Here is a 19,837-nt window from a genome sequence, read left to right on the forward strand (position 1 = left end):
GCGTCCTGGTGCCCGCCCGCCCTGCCCGGCGCACCGGTCGACGTGCCGACCGCGTTCGACGCGATGGTCGCCGCCGACCCCGGGCACACGGCCCTGGTCTGCGGCGACGACCGGCTGTCCGCGGCGGACCTGGCCGACCGGGTGCACCGCGTCGCCCGCGCCCTGCGGGCCCGCGGCATCGGCACCGACGACGTCGTGGCGCTGGCGCTGCCCCGCTCGGCCGACTCGGTGGTCGCCCTCCTCGCCGTACTCGACGCGGGCGCGGCCTTCCTGCCCCTGGACACCGCCCATCCGCCCGAGCGGCTGCGCGGACTCATCGACGACACCCGCCCCGCGCTGGTGCTCACCGCCGCCGACGAGGTCGACGGAGTGCCGTGGAGCACGCTGCTCGACGAGGCCGCCGCGCTGTCCGGCGCCCCCCTGACCACCGACGAACTGGCCGCGCCCCGCCACCCCGAGCACCTCGCCTACGTGATCCACACCTCCGGATCGACCGGCCGTCCCAAGGGCGTGCTCGGCCGGACCGGCGGCCTGGCCGCGCTCCTGCACCACCAGCGCACGACGGTCGTCGCGGAGGCCGAGGGCGCCGCGGGCCGACGGCTGCACGTCTCCCACACCTATTCGTTCGCCTTCGACTCCGCGTTCGACCATCTGATCTGGCTGCTGTGCGGGCACCGACTGCACGTCTACGACACCGAGACCGCCCGCGACGCCGACGCCCTGCTCGACGCGTACGCCCGCGACGCCATCGACATCGTCGACACCACCCCGTCGATGGCCGCGCCGCTCGTCGACGGCGGCCTCCTCGACCGCAGGCCGACGCTCCTCGTCCTCGGCGGCGAGGCCACCCCGCCCGCCCTGTGGCGGCGCGTCGCCGCATCCGGCATCACCGCACGCAACATGTACGGCCCGACCGAGGCCACCGTGGACGCCACCACCGCCCGGATCGACGGCGGCGAGCCGACGATCGGCCACCCGCTCGCGGGCACCCGCATCTACGTCCTGGACAGCGCGCTGCAGCCCGTGCCGCACGGCAGGACGGGCGAGCTGTACCTGGCGGGACCGCACCTGGCCCGCGGCTACCTCGGCAGGCCGGGGGCGACCGCCGACCGGTTCGTCGCCGACCCCTTCGGCCCGGTGGGCCGGCGCATGTACCGGACCGGCGACCTGGCCCGGTGGGTGCCGGGGCGAGGCCTGGAGTACCTGGGCCGCGGCGACGGACAGGTCAAGATCCGCGGCCACCGCGTGGAGACGGGCGAGGTCGAGGCCGCGCTCGGCGCGGTGCCCGGAGTCACCGCGGCGGCCGCCACCGTGCGGTCGAACCGGCTCGTCGGCTACGTCGTGGCGACGTCCGTCACCGGTGAGGAGGTGCGCGGCGAGCTGGCCGCGCGGCTGCCCGAGCACATGGTGCCCGCGGCCGTGGTGGTCCTCGACGAGCTGCCCGTCACGACCAACGGCAAGCTCGACCGTGCCGCCCTGCCCGCGCCCGCCTCTTCCGGCGGCGGCCGTGCCCCGGCCACGGAGCGGGAGCGGCTGCTGTGCGCCGTCCTCGCCGACGTGTTCGAGACCGAACGGGTCGGTGTCGACGACGACTTCTTCTCCCTCGGCGGAGACAGCATCACCGCGATCACCATCAGCAGCCGCCTGCGGGCCAAGGGCCTCGAACTGCGGCCGCGGGACCTCCTCGCCCGCCGCAGCTTCGCCGCGCTCGCCGCCTCCGCCACCCTCGTGCAGGACGTCACAGGACCGGCGGACGAGCCGACCGGACCCGTGCCCGCCCCGCCGATCGTGCACGGCCTCCTCGACCCGCACCCGGACGTGGACATCGTCGCCGGGTACGCCCAGTGGACCGCGCTGCACGTCGACGCAGTCGCCCACGGCGACCTGGTCGCGGGCGTCCAGGCGGTGCTCGACCACCACGACGCGCTGCGGCTGCGCGCGGACGACGGCCTGGAGGTGCTGCCCCGTGGCGCGGTACGAGCCGTCGTCGACGAGGCCCACGGCGAGGACGTGACCGCGCTCGCCGAACGGCTCGCCGGACAACTCGACCCGCGCTCGGGCGACTTGGTGCGGGCCGCCCTGCTCCGTACCGGCGACGGCACGTCGGACCGGCTCGTCATCGTGGTGCACCACCTCGCCATGGACGGCGTGTCCTGGCGCATCCTCCTGCCCGACCTGTACGCGGCCTGCACGGGCGCGGCCCTCGAACCGGCCGGGACGTCCTGGCGGCGCCACGCGACGCTCCTCGCGGAACAGGGCGTGTCCGGTGCCCGCCGCGGCGAACTCGACCACTGGCGCACCGCGCTCGGCTCCGCGACCCGGCTCGGCGCTCGCCCCCTCGACCAGCGGCTGGACACGGTCTCGACCGCCCGCCGGTCCGTCACCGTGGCCTCGCCCGAGATCACCGAGGCGCTGCTGACCACGCTGCCCGCGGCCTACCGCGCCGGTGTCGACGAGGTGCTGCTCGCCGCGCTGGTGCTCGCCCTGCGCGCCTGGCGCCCGGCGGACGACGCGGTGACCGTCACGATGGAGGGCCACGGCCGCGAACACCTCGACCTGTCCCGCACGGTCGGCTGGTTCACCAGCGAGTACCCGGTCCGCGTCCCCGTGGCCGACGGCGTGGGACAGGTGCTGCGCGCGGCCAAGGAGGCCAGGCGCGGCGTCCCCGACGGCGGTGTCGGATACGGCGTGCTGCGCCACCTCGACCCGGAGGCGGGCGCCGAACTCGCCGCCACCCCGCCGCCGGACGTCCTGCTGAACTACCTCGGCCGCTTCGCCTCGCTCCCCGGCACCGGATGGCGCCTGCCCGAGCGCGACGCCTTCTCCGTGCTCGAACCCGGCGCCAAGGCGCTCGAACAGGTCCTCGCCCTCAACTGCTTCGTCCACGAGGAGGGCGCGCCCCGGCTCGCCGTCGAGTGGACGGCCGCGTCCGAGGTGCTCGACAGCGAGGCGGTCGCGGGGCTGCAGCACGCCTGGTCCGCCGCGCTGGACGCGCTGGCCGAGCACGCGCGCCACACCTCCGGCGGGCTCACCCCGTCGGACCTGCCGCTCGTCGACCTGGACCAGGGCGCCATCGAGGCCCTCGAACGCACCGGCCGCATCGCCGACGTGCTGCCCGCCACGCCGCTGCAGGTCGGCCTCTCCTTCCACACCCTGCTACGCGACGACCAGGACGCCGACGTCTATGTCGTGCAGGCCGTGACGACGCTGGTCGGCGAGGTGCGCCCGGAGCGGATGGCCGAGGCCGCCCGCGAACTGCTGCGCCGCCACCCCGCGTTGCGCGTGTACCTCGGCACGGCGGGCGACGACGTGGTGCAGGTGATCCCCGCCGACGTGGCCCTGGACTGGCGCGAGGACGACCGGTTCCCCGAGGCCGCCCGCGCCGATCTGGAGCGCCCCTTCGACCCGGCCCGGCCGCCGCTGATCCGGTTCCTGTTGTCCCGCGTCGGACCCGACGAGCACAAGCTGGTGATCACGAACCACCACGCGCTGCTCGACGGCTGGTCGATGCCGCTCGTCGGCCGCACCCTCCTCGCCCTCTACGCCGAGCTGGGCGGCGGCCCCGCCGCGCCCGTCGCCCCGCCGCTGTCGGAGTACTTCCGGTGGCTCGCGGACCGTGACCACGAGGCCTCGGTCGGCGCCTGGCGGGACGCGCTCGCCGGTGTCGACGACGCCACGCGCCTCGCTCCGGCGAGCACCGGGACGGGTGTCGAGCGGCCGGGACGCGAAACCGTCACCCTGGGCCGCGAGTTCAGCGACCGGCTCCGCGGGTTCGCCCGCGAACAGGGCGTCACCCTGACCACGGTCCTGCAGACCGCGTGGGGCCTGCTCCTCGGCAAGCTCACCGGGCGCCGCGACGTCGTGTTCGGCTGCCCCGTGTCAGGGCGGCCCGCCGAGGTCGACGGCGTGGAGTCGATGATCGGCCAGCTCGGCACCACCATCCCGGTGCGCGTGCGGCACACCCAGGACCAGACCGCACGCGACCTCATGGCCCAGGTGCACGCCGAGAGCGTCGCGCTCGCCGAGCACCACCACGTCGGCCTGCCCGGGATCCAGCGGGCGGTCGGCGTCGGCGAACTCTTCGACACCATGCTGGTGATGGAGAACTTCCCGCTGTCCAGCAGGAAGCGCACCCCGCTCGCCCCCGGACTCGACCTGACCGGCGTGGACATCACCGACGCCACGCACTACGCGCTCACCGTCATCGTCATCCCCGACGAAGAGATCACCATCGGTCTCGGCTACCAGCCGCGCGCCTTCGACGAGAACACCGTGCGCGACTACGGCCGTTGGCTGCACAACCTCCTGAAGGAGATCGTCGCCGACCCGGCGCGTCCCGCGCTGGGGCTACCCGCGCTCGACCCCGACGAGCGCGAGCGGATCCTGCGCACCGGCACCGAGATCGTCCCCGCCAAGGCCCGCGGCCACTGGCTGGACGAGTTCGCCGCCTGGGTGCGCCGCAAGCCCGACGCAGAGGCCCTGGTCTGCCGCGACCGCAGCCTCGGCTACGCCGAGCTCGACCGCGCGGCCAACCGCCTCGCCCAGGCGCTGATCGCGCGCGGGGTCCGGCCGCAGGACCCGGTCGCGGTGCTGCTCGGACGCGACATCGAGATGACCGTGGCGCTCTTCGGAGTGGCCAAGGCGGGCGCGGTGTACGTGCCGATGGACACGGGCTACCCGCGCGAGCGGCTCGCGTACATGTTCGACGACATCGTTCCGTCCGCCGTCGTGTCCACCGGCGCCGACCTGCCCGTCGACCGCGACATCCCCGTCCTGCGCCTCGACGACCCGGACACGCTGGCCGCCGCGCCGGACACCGATCCGGTCGAGGCCCGCGCCCGGCTCACCGAGGACGCCCTCGCGTACGTCATCTACACATCGGGAACCACCGGCCGCCCCAAGGGCGTCGGCGTGACCCACCGGGGCGTGCCCGACCTGATCGCGCTGCAGGAGGAGGTCGTCGGCGTCACCGAGCACGACCGCTATCTGCACTTCGCGTCGACCGGCTTCGACGTCGCGTTCTGGCAGACCATGGTGCCGCTGCTGTCCGGCGGCACGTCCGTGATCGCCCCCGAGGAGGTGCGCGTCCCCGGCGACGAACTGCTCGACTACATCGTCGAACACCGGGTGACGGGCGTGAACCTGCTGCCGTCGTTCCTCGCCGCGATGCCCGACGACCGCACCGTCCACCCCGACGTGTTCTTCGTCGTCGGCGCCGAGCGTCTCGACCCGGAACTGGCGCGGCGCTGGGGCCGGGGCCGCCGGGCGCTCTTCAACGCCTACGGTCCGACCGAGGTCACCATCAACTCCGTGACCTGGCACTACGACCCGGACGACGAAGGGCCGCTGCCGATCGGCCTGCCCGACCCGAACGTCCGGGCCTACGTCCTCGACGGCGGGCTCCAGCCGACCGGCGTCGGCGTGACCGGCGAGCTGTACCTCGGCGGACCGAGCCTGGCCCGCGGCTATCTGGGCCGCCCCGGACTCACCTCCGAGCGGTTCGTCGCCGACCCGTTCGGCCCGCCCGGCGAGCGCATGTACCGCACCGGCGACCTCGTGCGGTGGCGCCCCGACGGCCAGTTGGTGTTCCTCGGCCGCGTCGACCACCAGGTCAAGGTCCGCGGCTTCCGGGTCGAGCTCGGCGAGATCGAGTCCACCCTGACCGGCCACCCCGACGTCCGCGCCTGCGCCGTGATCGTGCGCGACGGCCGCCTCGTCGGCTACGTCATCCCGACCGACGACGCCGATCTGGACACCACGCGCGTACGGGAGTTCCTGGCCCGGGAGCTGCCCGACCACATGGTGCCGACCGCGCTCGTGCCCATCGACCGGCTGCCGCTGAGCCCCAGCGGCAAGCTCGACCCCACCGCGCTGCCCGCACCCGAGACGGTGACCGCGGCGCTCCGCGCCCCCGCGTCCGAGGCCGAGGCGGTGCTCCTGGGCGTCCTCCGTGACGTCCTCGGCACCGAAGCCATCGGCCCCGACGACGACTTCTTCGCCATCGGCGGCGACAGCATCGTGTCGCTGCAGGTGGTCTCCCGGGCCCGGCGCCAGGGACTCGGCCTGACCGCGCGGGACGTCTTCGAGGGAGCGACGGTCGCGGGCATCGCGGCACGCGCCCGCGCCCTCGGCGGCGACGAGGCACCCGCGACCGGCGACGCGCCGCTGACCCCGGTCATGCGCGACCTGCTGCGCCGCTCGGGCACGGCCGCCGACGGCTTCTGCCAGTGGGTGGAGATCTGCGTCCCGCCGGGCGGCGACGCGTCGGCCTGGCAGGCCGTCCTCGACGCGCTCCTCGCCCGGCACGACGCGCTGCGCGCCCGCCTCGGCGACGACGTGCTGCACATCCCGCCGGTCGGCGCGGTGACCGGCGCGGACGTCCTGACCGTCGTCCGCGCGGTGGACGACGACCTGCGGGCCCTGATCGACTCCCTGGTCGCCGGGATCCGTGACGCCATGGACCCGCGCACCGGCCCGCTGCTGCGCGCCGTGTGGGTGGACGCAGGGCCCGAACGGCCCGGCAGGCTCGTCCTGATCGCCCACCACCTGGTCGTCGACGGCGTCTCCTGGCGCATCCTGCTCGACGACGTGGCCCACGCCCACTCCGGCGGCGAGCTGGCCCGGCACGGACTGTCCTTCCTCGGCTGGGCGCAGTCGCTGCGCGAGGCCGACCGGCGGGCCGAACTCCCGCACTGGCAGCGGACGGCCACCGCCACCCCGGCACTCACCGAACCGCTCGACCCGGCCCGGGACACCGTGGCCACCGCGCGGCACCACGAGCTCACCCTCGACCCCGACACGACCCGCGCCCTGATCACGACCCTGCCCGCCGCCTACCGCAGCACACCGGACGCCGTGCTGCTCACGGCGCTGGCGCGGGCCGTACACGCCTGGCGCGGGGCAAAGGAGGTGCTGGTCGCGCTGGAGAGCCACGGCCGCCCGCAGCACGTCGACCTCTCCCAGACCGTCGGCTGGTTCACCGCCGTCCACCCCGTGCGACTCGACGCGGGCGACGACGTGCGGGCGGTCAGGGAGCGGCTGCGCGCCCAGGGCGACGGCCTCGGACACGGCATCCTCACCTCCGCGGGTCTCCTCGACCGCGTGGCACCGGAGATCGCCTGGAACTACCTCGGTCAGTTCCCCGGCGCGCCCACCGACGAGACGCCCTGGCAGCCGTCCCCGGATGCGGACCCGCTCGGCTCGGGCGGCACCGACGCCCTGCCCCTGCCGCACAGCCTGATGGTCAACGCCCTGGTGCGCGAGGACGCGCTGGGCGTCCGGATCACCTGGCCCGCCGCCCTGTTCACCGCCGCCGAGGCGGCGGAGCTGGCCGAGTGCCTGCGCACCGCGCTGCTGCAGCTCGCCGCGTCGCCGGAGATCAGCGCGCTCGACAGCGGCCGGCCGGTCGCCGAGATCCAGCCGTTGACCCCGCTGCAGGAGGTCATGCTGCGCCACTCGCGCACCGAACGCCCCGACCCGTACACCGTGCAGTCGACGTTCTCCCTCGAAGGACCGCTCGACACCGACGCCTTGCGCGCCGCGGGCGCCGACCTGATGGCCCGGCACCCGAACCTCGGCGCCGTGTTCCCCGCCGACCTGGCGGTGCTCCCCAAGTCGCCCCGGCCGGACTTCCGGGTGGTCGACGGGGCGCCGGAGGAGGCTCTCGCGGCCGACCTGGCCGAGCCGTTCGACCTCGCCCAGGGACCGCTGCTGCGCCTGACCGTCATCCGCGACGGCGCCGATCTGTCCCATCTGGTCATGACCAGCCACCACGTGCTCTCCGACGGCTGGTCGGCCCCGCGCATCCTCACCGAACTGTTCGACCTCTACACGGCCCGCACCCGCGGCGTCGCCCCGGACCTGCCCGCACCCGTCCCGTTCGGCGACTATCTGCGCTGGCGCGCCGACCACGAGCCGGACCTCGACGTCTGGGCCACCGAGCTGGACGGCCTGCCCGAGGGCGACCACCTGGGCGGCGGCGAACCCGGCCCGGCTTGGCAGGAACCCGCGCTCATCACGTTCGACGCGGAGCTGGTGGCCGGTCTCACCCGGCTCGCCGCGCGCCGCGGCCTGACCCGCAACACGCTGGTGCAGGGCGCGTGGTCGGTGCTGCTCGCGCGGCGCTCCGGGCGCGCGGACGTCTGCTTCGGCGCCATGGTCGCCTGCCGTCCACCGGAGCTGGCGGGGGTCGAGGAGATCGTCGGCCTGCTCGCCAACACGGTTCCAGTACGCGCACGGCTCACGGGCACACTCGCCGAGACGCTCGCAGCACTGCAGGCCGGGCAGCGGGCGCTGGTCGAGCACCACCACGTCGCCCTCTCCGACCTGGAAAGGGCGACCGGGCGGCGCAGGCTCTTCGACAGCCTGGTGGTCTTCGAGAACTATCCCGTCGACCCGGACCGCCTGCGCGAACCGGCCCCCGGGCTCACGGTCGTCGGCACCCGTTTCCGCGAGTCGACGCACCACCCGGTGACCCTGACGGTCATGCCGGACGGCGACGGCTGGACCGGTGTGCTCGCGCACCGCGCCGGGGTGTGCGTCGACGGCCTCGCCGACGAACTCCTCGACCTGCTCCGCACCCTGGACGAGCACCTCGACCACGACGTCCGCGATCTCCTGGAGGGCCGATGACAAGCGCTCCCGGAGGACCGGCGACCGAGGCCGCCCCGCCACCGGCGGACCCGGTGGACGGACAGCTGTTGCGCATCGCGTTCATCCTCGTCCTCGGCACCTTCATGGCCACGCTGGACGCCACGATCGTCAGCGTCGGCATCGACCGCCTCGCCGGGGAGTTCGACGCGTCCGTCGCCGACATCCAGTGGGTCAGCACCGCCTATCTGCTGGCCGTCGTCGCGGCCGTCCCCGCGTCCGGCTGGCTGGCCGACCGCTTCGGCGGCCGACGGACCTGGCTCGCCGCCGTGGGCGTGTTCCTGGTCGGCTCGGTCCTGTGCGCGCTGGCCTGGTCGGCGACCAGCCTCATCGTGTTCCGGGTCATCCAGGGACTCGGCGGCGGGCTGCTGCCCGCGACCGGGCAGGCACTGCTCGCCCGCATCGCGGGACGCCACCGCACCGGCCGGGTGATCAGCGTCGTCGCCGTCGTCCCGCTGCTGTCACCGGTGTTCGGCCCGCTGCTCGGCGGCACCATCCTCAGCGTCGCGTCCTGGCCGTGGCTGTTCCTGGTCAACCTGCCGATCGGCGCGGTCGCGGCGCTGCTCGCCCGCCGCTACGTGCCCGCGGTGCCGCCGTCCACCCGGCGCACGGCCTTCGACCTGCGGGGGGCCGTACTGCTCTCGCCCGGACTCGCCGTGCTGGTGTACGGGCTCACCGAGGTCGCCCACGGCCGCACCCTGCCCGCGGCGCTCGGCGTGACGGCAGGTCTCGCGATGCTGGCGGGCTTCACCGTGCACGGGCTGCGCACCCGCGGCACCCCGCTGGTCGACCCCCGGCTGTTCACCCGGCCGCCCTTCGGGGCCGCGGCGCTCGCGCTGCTCGTCCTCGGAGCTTCGGTCTTCGGCACGACGTTCCTGCTGCCGCTGTACTTCCAGACCGGCCGCGGCCTCTCGGCATGGGAGGCCGGGCTGCTGCTCGCCCCCCAGGGCCTCGGCGCGGCGGCCGGGTCGGTGCTGGTCAACCGCACCATCGACAAGGTCGCGCCCCGGACCCTGGTGGTCGCGGGCATCGTGCTGATCCTCGCGGGCACGGTCCCGTTCACCCAGCTCGGCCACGAACCGCCGGACGCGGTGATCATCGCGGCGCTCGCGGTCCGCGGCATCGGGATGGCGATGATCGGCGCGCCCGTGATGAACATCGTCTACAGCCGCATCGAGCCCGAACACCTGCCGCGCGCGTCGGGGGCGCTCAACCTGCTCAACACCGTGGGCGGTTCGGTCGGCACGGCCGCTCTCGCGGTGGTCCTGGAGAACCGGCTCCCGGCCCGGGGGACGGACGTCTCCGCGGCGTTCGCCGACACCTTCTGGTGGGTCCTCGGCTTCTGTCTGCTCGCGGCCGCGGGGGCGACGAGGCTGCCGAGGACCCAGCCCGGGAAGTGAACGGTCAGGCCTTGTCCTGCATGCTGCTGCGCGCCGGGTTGGCCTGCTCCGCGGCCTTCGGGTCCTTCTCGCCGGCCTTGGCGCGCACGCCCTGCTCGATGCGCTCGCCGATCGACTTGTCGATGTTCGACCAGTAGGTGAAGGCCCTGGCGAGCACGGGTTCCGTCACGCCGTTGAGCAGGTGCCCGACGACGTTGTCCACGAGGCGGTCGCGCTGGGCGTCGTCGAGCACCTCGCGCACCATGGTGCCCGCCTGACCCCAGTCGTCGTCCTCCGCGTGGTCGACGTAGGCGGTGCGGGTGATGTCGCCGTCCGCGTACCAGCTGGGCGGGGAGCCGTAGCGGTCCGTGTCGGCGGCCGGGCCGCCCTTGGAGTTCGGCGCGTAGACCGGATCCTCCGTCTTGCGGAAGGCCATGGCCCCGTCCTTGGAGTAGGTGCGCAGTGGCGCGACGGGGGCGTTGACCGGCAGCTGCTGATAGTTGCCGCCGATCCGGTGGCGGTGCGCGTCGGCGTAGGAGAACAGCCTGCCCAGCAGCATGCGGTCGGGGCTCGGGCCGATGCCGGGGACCAGGTTGTTGGGCTGGAACGCGGCCTGCTCGATCTCGGCGTGGTTGTCCGTGGGGTTGCGGTCCAGGGTCATCCTGCCGACCTCGACCAGCGGGTAGTCGCCGTGCGGCCACACCTTGGTCAGGTCGAAGGGGTTGAAGCGGTAGGTCGCGGCGTCGTCGTACGGCATGACCTGCACGTACAGGGTCCAGCTGGGGTACTCGCCGTCCCGGATGTGCTCGAACAGATCCCGGGTGTGGTAATCCGTGTCGGCCGCGGCCATCTGGTCGCCCTCGTCCTGGGTGAAGCACTGGACGCCCTGGTCGGTCTTGAAGTGGTACTTCACCCAGAACCGCTCGCCCTGTGCGTTGATCCACATGTAGGTGTGCGAGGTGTAGCCGTTCATGTGGCGCCAGGTGCGCGGAATGCCCCGGTCGCCCATCAGCCAGGTGACCTGGTGGGCGGACTCGGGGGAGAGGGTCCAGAAGTCCCACTGCATGTCGTGGTCGCGCAGGTTGTTGTCCGCGCGGCGCTTCTGCGACCGGATGAAGTGCTGGAACTTCATCGGGTCCTTCACGAAGAAGACCGGGGTGTTGTTCCCGACCATGTCGTAGTTGCCCTCGCTGGTGTAGAACTTCACCGCGAAGCCGCGCGGGTCGCGCCAGGTGTCCGGGCTCCCGCGCTCGCCCGCCACGGTCGAGAAGCGGGCGACGAGATCGGTCCGGGTGCCGGGCTGGAAGAGGGCCGCCTTCGTGTAGCGGCTGACGTCCGCGGTGACCTCGAAGTGGCCGAAGGCGCCGCTGCCCTTGGCGTGCGGCTGCCGCTCGGGAATCCGCTCCCGGTTGAATTGCGCCATCTGTTCGATCAGATACGAGTCCTGGAGGAGGATCGGGCCACCGGCGCCAACGGTGAGCGAGTGTTCGTCGCTCTCGACCGGAACGCCGGCGTCGGTGGTGGTCGCCTTGCCTGTGACGTCGTTCATGAGCTACGGGTGCCTTTCGGTTGGTGGCGTTCCGGTTTGAGGCATTAAGGCCATCTTGCGGCTTTTTCTCGAATGCGGCTAATTGTTCGTCGCCGTGCACGGTCCGGGTGCCCGACATGGCGTGGGCAATACATGGCGACCCTCCTGTTTCCGGTCGCAGATGATCCAAACCCGGCAGATGATCCAAACCCGGTGGCTCCGGCCGTCACGGGGTGAAGCTGTCCGGATCCGCCGCCGCCCAGTCGGCCGCCCAGCTCTCGGGCGGCGCGGCGAGCAGCTCGCCGGGGGAGAGCCACTCGTACAGCTCGGCATACGACCGGAACCTGCCGAGGTCCTCGCGCCGCCGCAGCAGATGCGGGCCCAGGTCCGCGGCGCGGCGCACGCCCATCGCGGCCATGATCTGCAGCGCGCTCTCGACCGTGGCCTGCTGGTACCGCGTGACGCGTGCGGCCTTGTCCACGACGTCGAGGGCCCGGGCACGGTGCGGGTCCTGCGTGGTGACGCCGGTCGGGCAGCGGTTGGTGTGACAGCGCTGGGCCTGGATGCAGCCGACGGCGAACATCATCGCGCGGGCCGCGTTGGTGTAGTCGGCGCCCATGACGAGGCGCTTGACGATGTCCGAGCCCGTCGCCACCTTGCCGCTGGCGCCGATGCGGATGCGGTCCCGCAGCCCCGCGCCCGTCAGCGCGCTGTGCACGGTGATGAGGCCGTCGGTGAGCGGCATGCCGAGATGGTCGGCGAATTCCATCGGCGCCGCGCCCGTGCCGCCCTCCGCGCCGTCGACCACGATGAAGTCCGGGGTGATCCCCTCCGCCGCCATCGCCTTGCAGACGGCGAGGAACTGCGCCCGGGACCCGGGGCACAGCTTGAAGCCGACCGGCTTGCCGTGCGCCAGCTCCCGCAGCCGGGCCAGGAACCGGACGAGCTCGCGGGGCGTGGCGAAGACCCGGTGGTACGGCGGCGAGACGACGGTCTCACCCTGCGGAACACCGCGTACCGCGGCGATCTCGGCGTTGACCTTGCTGCCGGGCAGGACGCCGCCGATCCCCGGCTTCGCCCCCTGCGACAGCTTCAGCGACACACAGCGCACGGCGGGATGGGCGGCCTTCTCGGCGAACTGCCGGGGGTCGAAATCGCCGTCCCGGGTGCGGCAGCCGAAGTAGCCGGTCCCGAGCTCCCACACGAGGTCGCCGCCGGGCCGCAGATGGTGGTCGGACAGGCCGCCCTCACCGGTGTCGTGCGCGAACCCGCCCCGTGCCGCCCCGGTGTTCAGGGCCAGGATCGCGTTGGCGGAGAGCGAGCCGAAGCTCATCGCCGAGACGTTGAGGAGGGCCATGTCGTACGGCTGCGCGCAGTCGGGTCCGCCGACCCGGACGCGGGGCGGCTCCTCGGGCACCTGCGCCGGGGCCATGGACGGCACGAGGAACTCGTAGCCGCGGTGGTCCATGTCCAGCTCGCTGCCGAACGGCTCCTCGGCGGCCACCCCCTTCGCCCGCTCGTAGACGATGCTGCGGGTGTCGCGGTCGAAGGGCCTGCCGTCGTAGTTGCGCTCCACGAAGTACTGCTGCAGCTCCGGGCGCAGCGCCTCCATGAGGAAGCGCAGATGGCCGAGGACGGGATAGTTCCGCAGTACGGAGTGGTGCCGCTGGACGAGGTCGTACACCCCGGTCAGCGCCACGACCGCGAGAGGCGCCGCGGCCGACCACCACCAGGGGGAAGCCAGCAGGGCGAGCAGCACACCGCCCGCCGCGCAGGCCAGCAGCGCCCCCACCGTTGCGTGACGCTTCATGGGCGATTCGCTCCCGCGGTCATGGTGCGCTCTCCCGGACGGCTCGCGGCCGGCCGGTGTGGGCCTCTCCCACGGTGCTCACACAGTGGGCCGGTCCGCCACACGGGCGACGACGGCCCGCGCCGCGTACCCGAGATCCGTGGCGTGAGACGTGAGGGACGGAAGGGAATGTGCTCCGGTGCGCTCCCCGGGCGGTCTTGAGAACCGGGGCGCCGCACGGTGGAGTGGTGTGACGTCGAGCCGAGAGGGAGGGGCCCGGCCATGCCGGAGAATCAGCACAGCCCGTCGCACGCCACCCGCTGGGAGCGGGCCGTCGTCGTCGGAGGGGGATACGCCGGGCTCGTGACCGCGCGGGTCCTGGCCGATCACTTCGCCGAGGTCCTGGTCCTGGAGCGCGACCCGGTGCTGCCGGACACCGGCGTGCACCCCCACGTCCCGCAGGGCTATCACGCGCACGCGCTGCTCGCCCGGGGAGGAGAGGTGCTGGAGGACCTCTTCCCCGGGCTGCGGACGGAGCTCGCGGACCAGGGCGCACCCGTCTTCGACTACGGCGAGCGGATCAGCTTCCTGCTGCCGACCGGATACGCGCCGACCGACCCGGTCGGCGTCCGCATCCAGACCTTCACCCGCGACGAGCTCGAACGGCGCCTGAGGCAACGGGTGTCGGCGATCCCCTCGGTGCGGCTGCTCCCGGCGGCCCGGTGCGAGACGGTGACCGCGAGCGCGCCCGGCCGCCTGGACCGGGTCCGGTACCGCACCGGGGACGACGGCACCACCGAGGTCACCGCCGACCTGGTCGTCGACGCCTCGGGCCGTTCCACCTCCGTCGACCGCTGGCTCACCGAAGCGCGGCTGCCCGCCTCCGCCAAGACCGTCATCAAGGCGAAGATCACCTACACCTCCGCGTGCTACGTACGTCCGCCGCGGGACCGGCAGGACTTCGACGTCGCCTACCAGATGGCCTTCGCCCCCGACGTGCCGCGCGGCGGAGTCGTCCTCGCCGTGGAGCGCGACCGCTGGATGTGCTCGCTGTTCGGCATCGACGAGCACGTGCCGCCCACCGACGACGAGGGCTACCTCGACTTCGCCCAGAGCCTCGGCAACCCCCGCCTCGCCGAACAGATCAAGCGCGGCACCCGCGAAGGAGAGATCCACCGCTACACCAACCCCGGCAACGAATGGCGCCTGCACCACAAGAACGCCCACTGGCCCGAACGCCTGGTCGCGGTCGGCGACGCGCTCTGCGTCTTCAACCCGGTGTACGGGCAGGGGCTCACGGTCGCCGCGCTCGAAGCGGACCTCCTCGGCCGCCTGCTGCGCGGCCTCGACAAACGCCGTGGGCTCGACGGGCTCAGCCGCGCCTACCAGCGCGCCGCCGCCCGCGTCATCCAGGTCCCGTGGACCATGGCCACCAGCTCCGACCTCATGTGGGCACCCACCAGGCACCCGCTGCCCGCACGCTTCGCCCACTGGTACAACCAGCAGGTCTTCGCGCTCGCCGTGCGCGACCCGGGCGTGTGGGCGCGCTTCGTGCGGGTCCTGAACATGACGGCCCCGCCCGCGCTGCTGTTCCGCCCCGCCGTGCTCGCCGAGGTCGTGCGCCACGCGCTCACGCGACGCAGGAGCTGACACCGCTCCGCCCGGCGACCGGCAGTGTCCGGTCGCGCCCGGGACCGTCACCCGGCCACCTGTCTCCTCTGTGAGCATCGGGCCCCCGACGAGGGGGCACGGTCGAGGAGGCTGGCATGCGTACGTGGCAGGAGTGGGCGGCAGCGGTGCGGCTGCTGTGGCGGGCCGGACCCCGGCACACGGTCGCACTCACCGTGACCGTGGTCTGCGGGGCGCTCACCGGACCGTTCGTCGTGATCGCCACCGGGTGGCTCGTGGGCGACCTGCCCGGAGCCGTCGAGGCGGGCCCCGGGTCGGCCGGGGCCCGCCGCGTCCTGGTCGCACTCACCGTGTTCGGCGCGCTGATCCTCGCGCGCACGGGACTGCGCGCCCTGGAGGGCGGGCTCGCGGAGGTGCTGCGGCTGCGCGCGGCGAGTGTGGTGGAGGACCGGGCCATGGCGGCCGGGACCGGTCCGGACGGCATCGGACACCTGGAGGAACCGGGCTACGCCGACACGCTGCGGCTGGTCACCGAGCCGAACACCCGGCCCGACCAACTCCCCGTCCTGCTCCCCGAGATCGTCCGTCCCCGGCTCGAAGGGATCGGACTGCTCGTCCTGCTGGCGCCGCTCGGCTGGTGGGCCCCGGTACTGCTCGGACTCGCCGCGGTGCTGACGTACCGTTCCTATCAGCGCCTGGCGCGGAGCGTGCACGGCAGCATGCAGGCCGCGAGCGCGGTGATCCGAAGGGCGGGATACCTCCGCTCCCTGGCCGTGGACCCCGAACCCGCCAAGGAAGCACGGGTCTTCGGGCTCGGCGACTGGCTCGCCGAGCGGATGACGGCCGTCTGGCAGTCGGGCATGAGCACGGTCTGGGCCACCCGCGGGACGGCCGCGCGGCGCGCCTGCGGCGCGGTGGGGTTCGTGGTCCTCGCGGAGGCGGTGGTCCTCGGATACGCGGCCTTCGCCGCCGCGCGCGGCGACCTGGCACTCACCCAGCTGGTGATCAGCGCCCAGGCGGCGCTCGCCGTACCCGCACTCGGCTGGGTCGGCGATGCCGACAACGTGGTGCGGGACGCGCTGCTGGGGCTGCGGTCGCTCGCCGCGCTGGAGGCGCGGGGGACCGCCGGTGACGAGGAGGGGGCGTCCCGGAACGGAGCCGGGAACACGGCCAGGAGTGCGGACATGAACGGAGCCGTGGGGGGCGGGTTTCCGGAGGTTCGCCGGGGCATCGCCTTCGAGTCCGTGGACTTCACCTATCCCGGCACGGACAAGCCCGTGCTGCGCGGCCTCGACCTGGAGATCCCGGCCGGCACGTCCGTGGCGCTCGTCGGGGCGAACGGCTCCGGCAAGACGACACTGATCAAACTCCTCGCCCGGCTCTACGAACCGGACGCCGGGTGCGTCACCGCGGACGGCGCGGACGTGCGGGAGCACGAGGTGCGGCGGTGGCGCCGGGGCATCTCCGTCGTCTTCCAGGACTTCGTGAAGTATCCGCTGACGCTGCGCGACAACGTGGGGATCGGCGCCCCGGACCTCGCGGGCGACCCGGGCGAACTGGAGCGGGCCCTGGAGCTGGCCGACGGCGCCGGGCTCCTCGGCACGCTCGGCGCGGGCTGGGACACCGTGCTCTCCCGGCAGTTCGCGGGCGGCGCCGACCTGTCCGCGGGGCAGTGGCAGCGGGTCGCCCTCGCCCGCGCGCTCCTCGCCGCGCGGTCGGGGGCCGTGCTCGTCCTCGACGAGCCCACCGCGCACCTCGACGCGCGGGCCGAAGCGGCCTTCTTCGACCGGTTCCTGACGGTGAGCGGGGGCGCCACCACGCTCCTGGTCTCGCACCGCTTCTCGGGCGTGCGCAAGGCCGATCTCATCCACGTCATGGACGGCGGCCGCATCGTGGAGAGCGGCACGCACGACGCGCTGATGGCGCTGGGCGGCCGGTATGCCCGGATGTACCGGCTGCAGGCCGACCGGTTCGTGGACGGTGCCGGAGAGAACGCGGAGGCCCTGGAGGCCGCTGGTGCCGGGGCCGCGAGCCCGGCACGGGACGCGGTGCCGGAGGCGCCCGCCGGGGCCGGGGCAGAGGCCCCCGAGCCCGAGCGCGGTGGCCGTGCGGTGCTCGGCGCCCTGCGCACCCTGGTCGCCGGATCCTTCCGCGAGTCCTGGAAGCTCGCCGTGCTCGGCATGCTGCTCGTGCCCGCGGCGGCCGGACTCGCGGCCCTGCAGGCCCTGTGGCTGCGGTCCATGGCCGAGGGCGCACAGCAGGAGTCCCTCGGCACGACGCTGCCCGCGGCGCTGCTGCTCGTGGTGAGCCTCGGCGCGTGGGAGGCGGTCGAACTGGCGGCCCTCGGAGCCAGGATCGGGCTCAGCGAACGGGTGGGTTTCGCCTTCGACCGACTGCTGGCCCGGCTCGCCGCGGGCATTCCCGGACTGCGCCACCAGGAGTCGCCCGCGTTCCAGGACCGGCTCCACCTGCTGCGCGACCGCACCCTCGCCATGGGAGCCCTGCTCAACTGGGTGCTCAACCTCCTGGAACAGTTCGGCGGCTTCCTGGTGACCGCCGTGCTCCTCGCCGCCGTCCACCCCGCCCTGCTGGTGCTGCCGCTCATCGGGGCACTCGCCATGCGCCTGCAGATATCCGCCCGCGGCGTCACCGCCCGTGCCCAGGAGGCCACGGCGGCCGACTACCGGCTGGCCACTCGCCTGGCGGCCCTCGCCACCTCGCCGACGGCGGGCAAGGAGCTGCGCGTCTACGACGCCGGGCCGCAACTCCGGTCCAGGGTCGGCGCGTTGCGGCAACGCGCGGACCGCGTCAAGGCCCGGGCGCAGTGGCGGGTCACCGCGCTCGGCGGCGTGGCAGGACTGCTCAACTCCCTCGGTCTGATCGGCGCGGTCGCCTTCGTCGCGTACCTCGCGGTGACGGGCCGCGCCGGACTCGGCGCGGTGCTGCTCGCGGTCGTCCTGGCCGGACGGTTCACCGGCCACGTCGTCGGGCTGGTGCAGACCACGGGCGCCGTCGTCGAACTCCTGCAGAACGCCGAACGGTTGCGCTGGCTGCAGGCGTACGCGGACCAGGCGAGCCTCACGTCCTTTGCGGGCGTGCCGCCGAGGCTGCGGCAGGGCATCGCCGTGGAGGGGCTGTCCTTCCGCTATCCGGGCACCGCGCGGACCGCGCTGCACGACGTCGACCTGCGGCTGCCCGCCGGGGGAGTGGTCGCCCTGGTCGGCGAGAACGGCTCCGGGAAGTCCACGCTGGTCAAGCTGTTGTGCCGGATGTACGAGCCGACGCTCGGCCGGATCACGGTCGACGGGGTCCGGCTGGACGCCCTCGACCCGGCGGCGTGGCGCGAGCGGCTCGGTGCCGCGTTCGAGGACTTCGTACGCTTCGAGTTCACGGTCCACGAGACGGTCGGCGTGGGGGACCTGCCACGGATCGCCGACCGGCAGGCGGCTCTTGGCGCGCTGTCCCGCACCGGCGCCGCCGAGCTGCCCGGCACGCTGCGGGACGGTCTCGGAACCCAGCTGGGCAGCCGCTGGGAGCGCGGGGTCGACCTGTCGACGGGCCAGTGGCAGAAGCTGGCGGTCGCCCGGGCCCTGATGCGTCAGGCGCCCCTGCTGCGCATCCTGGACGAGCCGACCGCGTCACTGGACGCGGAGACCGAACACCTCGTCTTCGAGCGGCACATCGAGGCCGCGCGCCACCCGTCGTCGGCGGCGGAGCAGCTGAACGGCGACCGTCCCGGCACCATCACGCTGCTGGTCTCGCACCGCTTCTCCACCGTGCGCGGCGCCGACCTGATCGTGGTCCTGGACCACGGCCGGGTCGCGGAGACGGGCAGTCACGACGAACTCCTGGCACGGCGCGGCCTCTACGCGCAGATGTACGCGCTCCAGGCCCGCGCCTATCAGTGACGGGAACGGCGGGAGCGACCGACACAGCGGCAACGCGGCAACACGGAAGGAGCGCCGGCCCGGGCCGGCGCTCCTTCGTTGTTCTGCTGCTGCGTACGGACGCCTACGCGACCGAGCCCAGCGGCGTCAGCCACGCCGGGTCACGGGGCTCCACCTTGTTGGCGAAGGCCACGAACTGGGCGTACGCGGCCAGGTCGGCCATCGCGGACTGGATGCGCAGCAGCGCGCCGTCCGACTCCGGACCGTCGGTCCGCTCCAGCCAGTTGCCGATGAGAGCGGCCACGGCGACGGTGCGGCCGCGCATGTCGCGGCAGATGCCGACCGGTCCGCCCTTGGCGGCCTGGCGGGCGAACGCCTGCCACAGCTCGATGGAGTGCGGCACCTGGCCGAGGCTCAGGCCCGAGCGGTAGAGCCGGTCGTAGTCGAGCCTGTGGTACCACGAGGCCGACTCCTCGGTGAGGGTGCCCGTCGCGAGGATGTCGCCCACCTGGGCCAGCAGCCGGGCGGCGTTGCCCAGCCGGTCCTGCGCCGCCGCGGCGTACACCGCGGCACCGCCCAGACCGTCCCCGTGCTCGGCGAGCTCCAGCGCCCGGCACAACTCGCTGGCGGCCGCGGTCAGTTCGGTGCCCGCGGTCTGCGCGAGGCGCTTCTTGTCGCGCAGGCCCTCCTCGCTGAGGGCGAGAATCTTGTTGCAGACGGCGCTCATATCCGGTTGCTCCTTCCGTTTCCGGCGCCGGCGACGGCACTGGGGGTCATACCGAGGATGTTGATGACAGCCAGCGCCTGACCGTAGATCCGGATGCGGTCGAACGCCGTCAGGAACTGCCAGGCCAGGCGCTGCCAGTCGGCGGGACGCGCGTCCGCGGCGCCTGCCGCGAAGCCGTCGAGCTCCGCGGAGAAGGCGGTCAGTTCCGTCACGAAGTGGCCGAACGCCGCCTCGTCCCCGCCCGCTTCG

The 19,837-nt window shown here is 73.7% G+C and carries 8 protein-coding genes; 4 read left to right on the forward strand and 4 right to left on the reverse strand.

Annotation, left to right across the window (positions count from 1 at the left end; translation table 11 throughout):
• Positions 1 to 8,631: non-ribosomal peptide synthetase (locus AOK03_RS30380; RefSeq protein WP_055568573.1), on the forward strand; the 8,631-nt coding region annotated here is incomplete at its 5' end.
• Positions 8,628 to 10,049, forward strand: coding sequence for an MDR family MFS transporter (locus AOK03_RS30385; protein WP_055568574.1), 1,422 nt, complete (start codon positions 8,628 to 8,630; stop codon positions 10,047 to 10,049). The genes AOK03_RS30380 and AOK03_RS30385, both read left to right, overlap by 4 nt.
• A 4-nt stretch (positions 10,050 to 10,053) precedes the next feature.
• Here AOK03_RS30385 and AOK03_RS30390 read toward each other — a convergent pair whose 3' ends face one another.
• On the reverse strand, positions 10,054 to 11,577 hold the full coding sequence (locus AOK03_RS30390) for a catalase (RefSeq protein ID WP_055568575.1): 1,524 nt from the start codon (positions 11,575 to 11,577) through the stop codon (positions 10,054 to 10,056).
• 205 nt (positions 11,578 to 11,782) lie between these two features.
• A complete protein-coding gene (locus AOK03_RS30395; protein WP_055568576.1) occupies positions 11,783 to 13,366 on the reverse strand; it encodes an FMN-binding glutamate synthase family protein in 1,584 nt (527 codons plus the stop codon).
• 261 nt (positions 13,367 to 13,627) lie between these two features.
• On the opposite strand from AOK03_RS30395, the gene AOK03_RS30400 reads away from it, so the two are divergent.
• On the forward strand, positions 13,628 to 14,995 hold the full coding sequence (locus AOK03_RS30400; RefSeq protein WP_055568577.1) for an FAD-dependent oxidoreductase: 1,368 nt from the start codon (positions 13,628 to 13,630) through the stop codon (positions 14,993 to 14,995).
• Between the two features lie 116 nt (positions 14,996 to 15,111).
• A complete protein-coding gene (locus AOK03_RS41360; protein WP_055568578.1) occupies positions 15,112 to 18,882 on the forward strand; it encodes an ABC transporter ATP-binding protein in 3,771 nt (1,256 codons plus the stop codon).
• Positions 18,883 to 18,985: 103 nt separating this feature from the next.
• Here AOK03_RS41360 and AOK03_RS30410 read toward each other — a convergent pair whose 3' ends face one another.
• Entirely contained in the window at positions 18,986 to 19,588 is a 603-nt protein-coding gene (locus AOK03_RS30410; RefSeq protein ID WP_055568579.1) for a hypothetical protein, read from the reverse strand.
• A partial coding sequence (locus AOK03_RS30415) for a hypothetical protein (protein ID WP_055568580.1) occupies positions 19,585 to 19,837 on the reverse strand: 253 nt, incomplete at its 5' end. The genes AOK03_RS30410 and AOK03_RS30415, both read right to left, overlap by 4 nt.

The sequence above is a fragment of the Streptomyces atriruber genome (assembly GCF_001418325.1).
GTDB lineage: Bacteria > Actinomycetota > Actinomycetes > Streptomycetales > Streptomycetaceae > Streptomyces > Streptomyces atriruber.

What these genes read in the sequence shown, in the direction of transcription:
- AOK03_RS30400 (WP_055568577.1), top strand. Translation starts at nt 13,628, where the DNA reads ATGCCGGAGAATCAGCACAGCCCGTCGCACGCCACCCGCTGGGAGCGG.
- AOK03_RS30385 (WP_055568574.1), top strand. Translation starts at nt 8,628, where the DNA reads ATGACAAGCGCTCCCGGAGGACCGGCGACCGAGGCCGCCCCGCCACCG.
- AOK03_RS30410 (WP_055568579.1), bottom strand. Translation starts at nt 19,588, where the DNA reads ATGAGCGCCGTCTGCAACAAGATTCTCGCCCTCAGCGAGGAGGGCCTG.
- AOK03_RS41360 (WP_055568578.1), top strand. Translation starts at nt 15,112, where the DNA reads ATGCGTACGTGGCAGGAGTGGGCGGCAGCGGTGCGGCTGCTGTGGCGG.
- AOK03_RS30395 (WP_055568576.1), bottom strand. Translation starts at nt 13,366, where the DNA reads ATGAAGCGTCACGCAACGGTGGGGGCGCTGCTGGCCTGCGCGGCGGGC.
- AOK03_RS30390 (WP_055568575.1), bottom strand. Translation starts at nt 11,577, where the DNA reads ATGAACGACGTCACAGGCAAGGCGACCACCACCGACGCCGGCGTTCCG.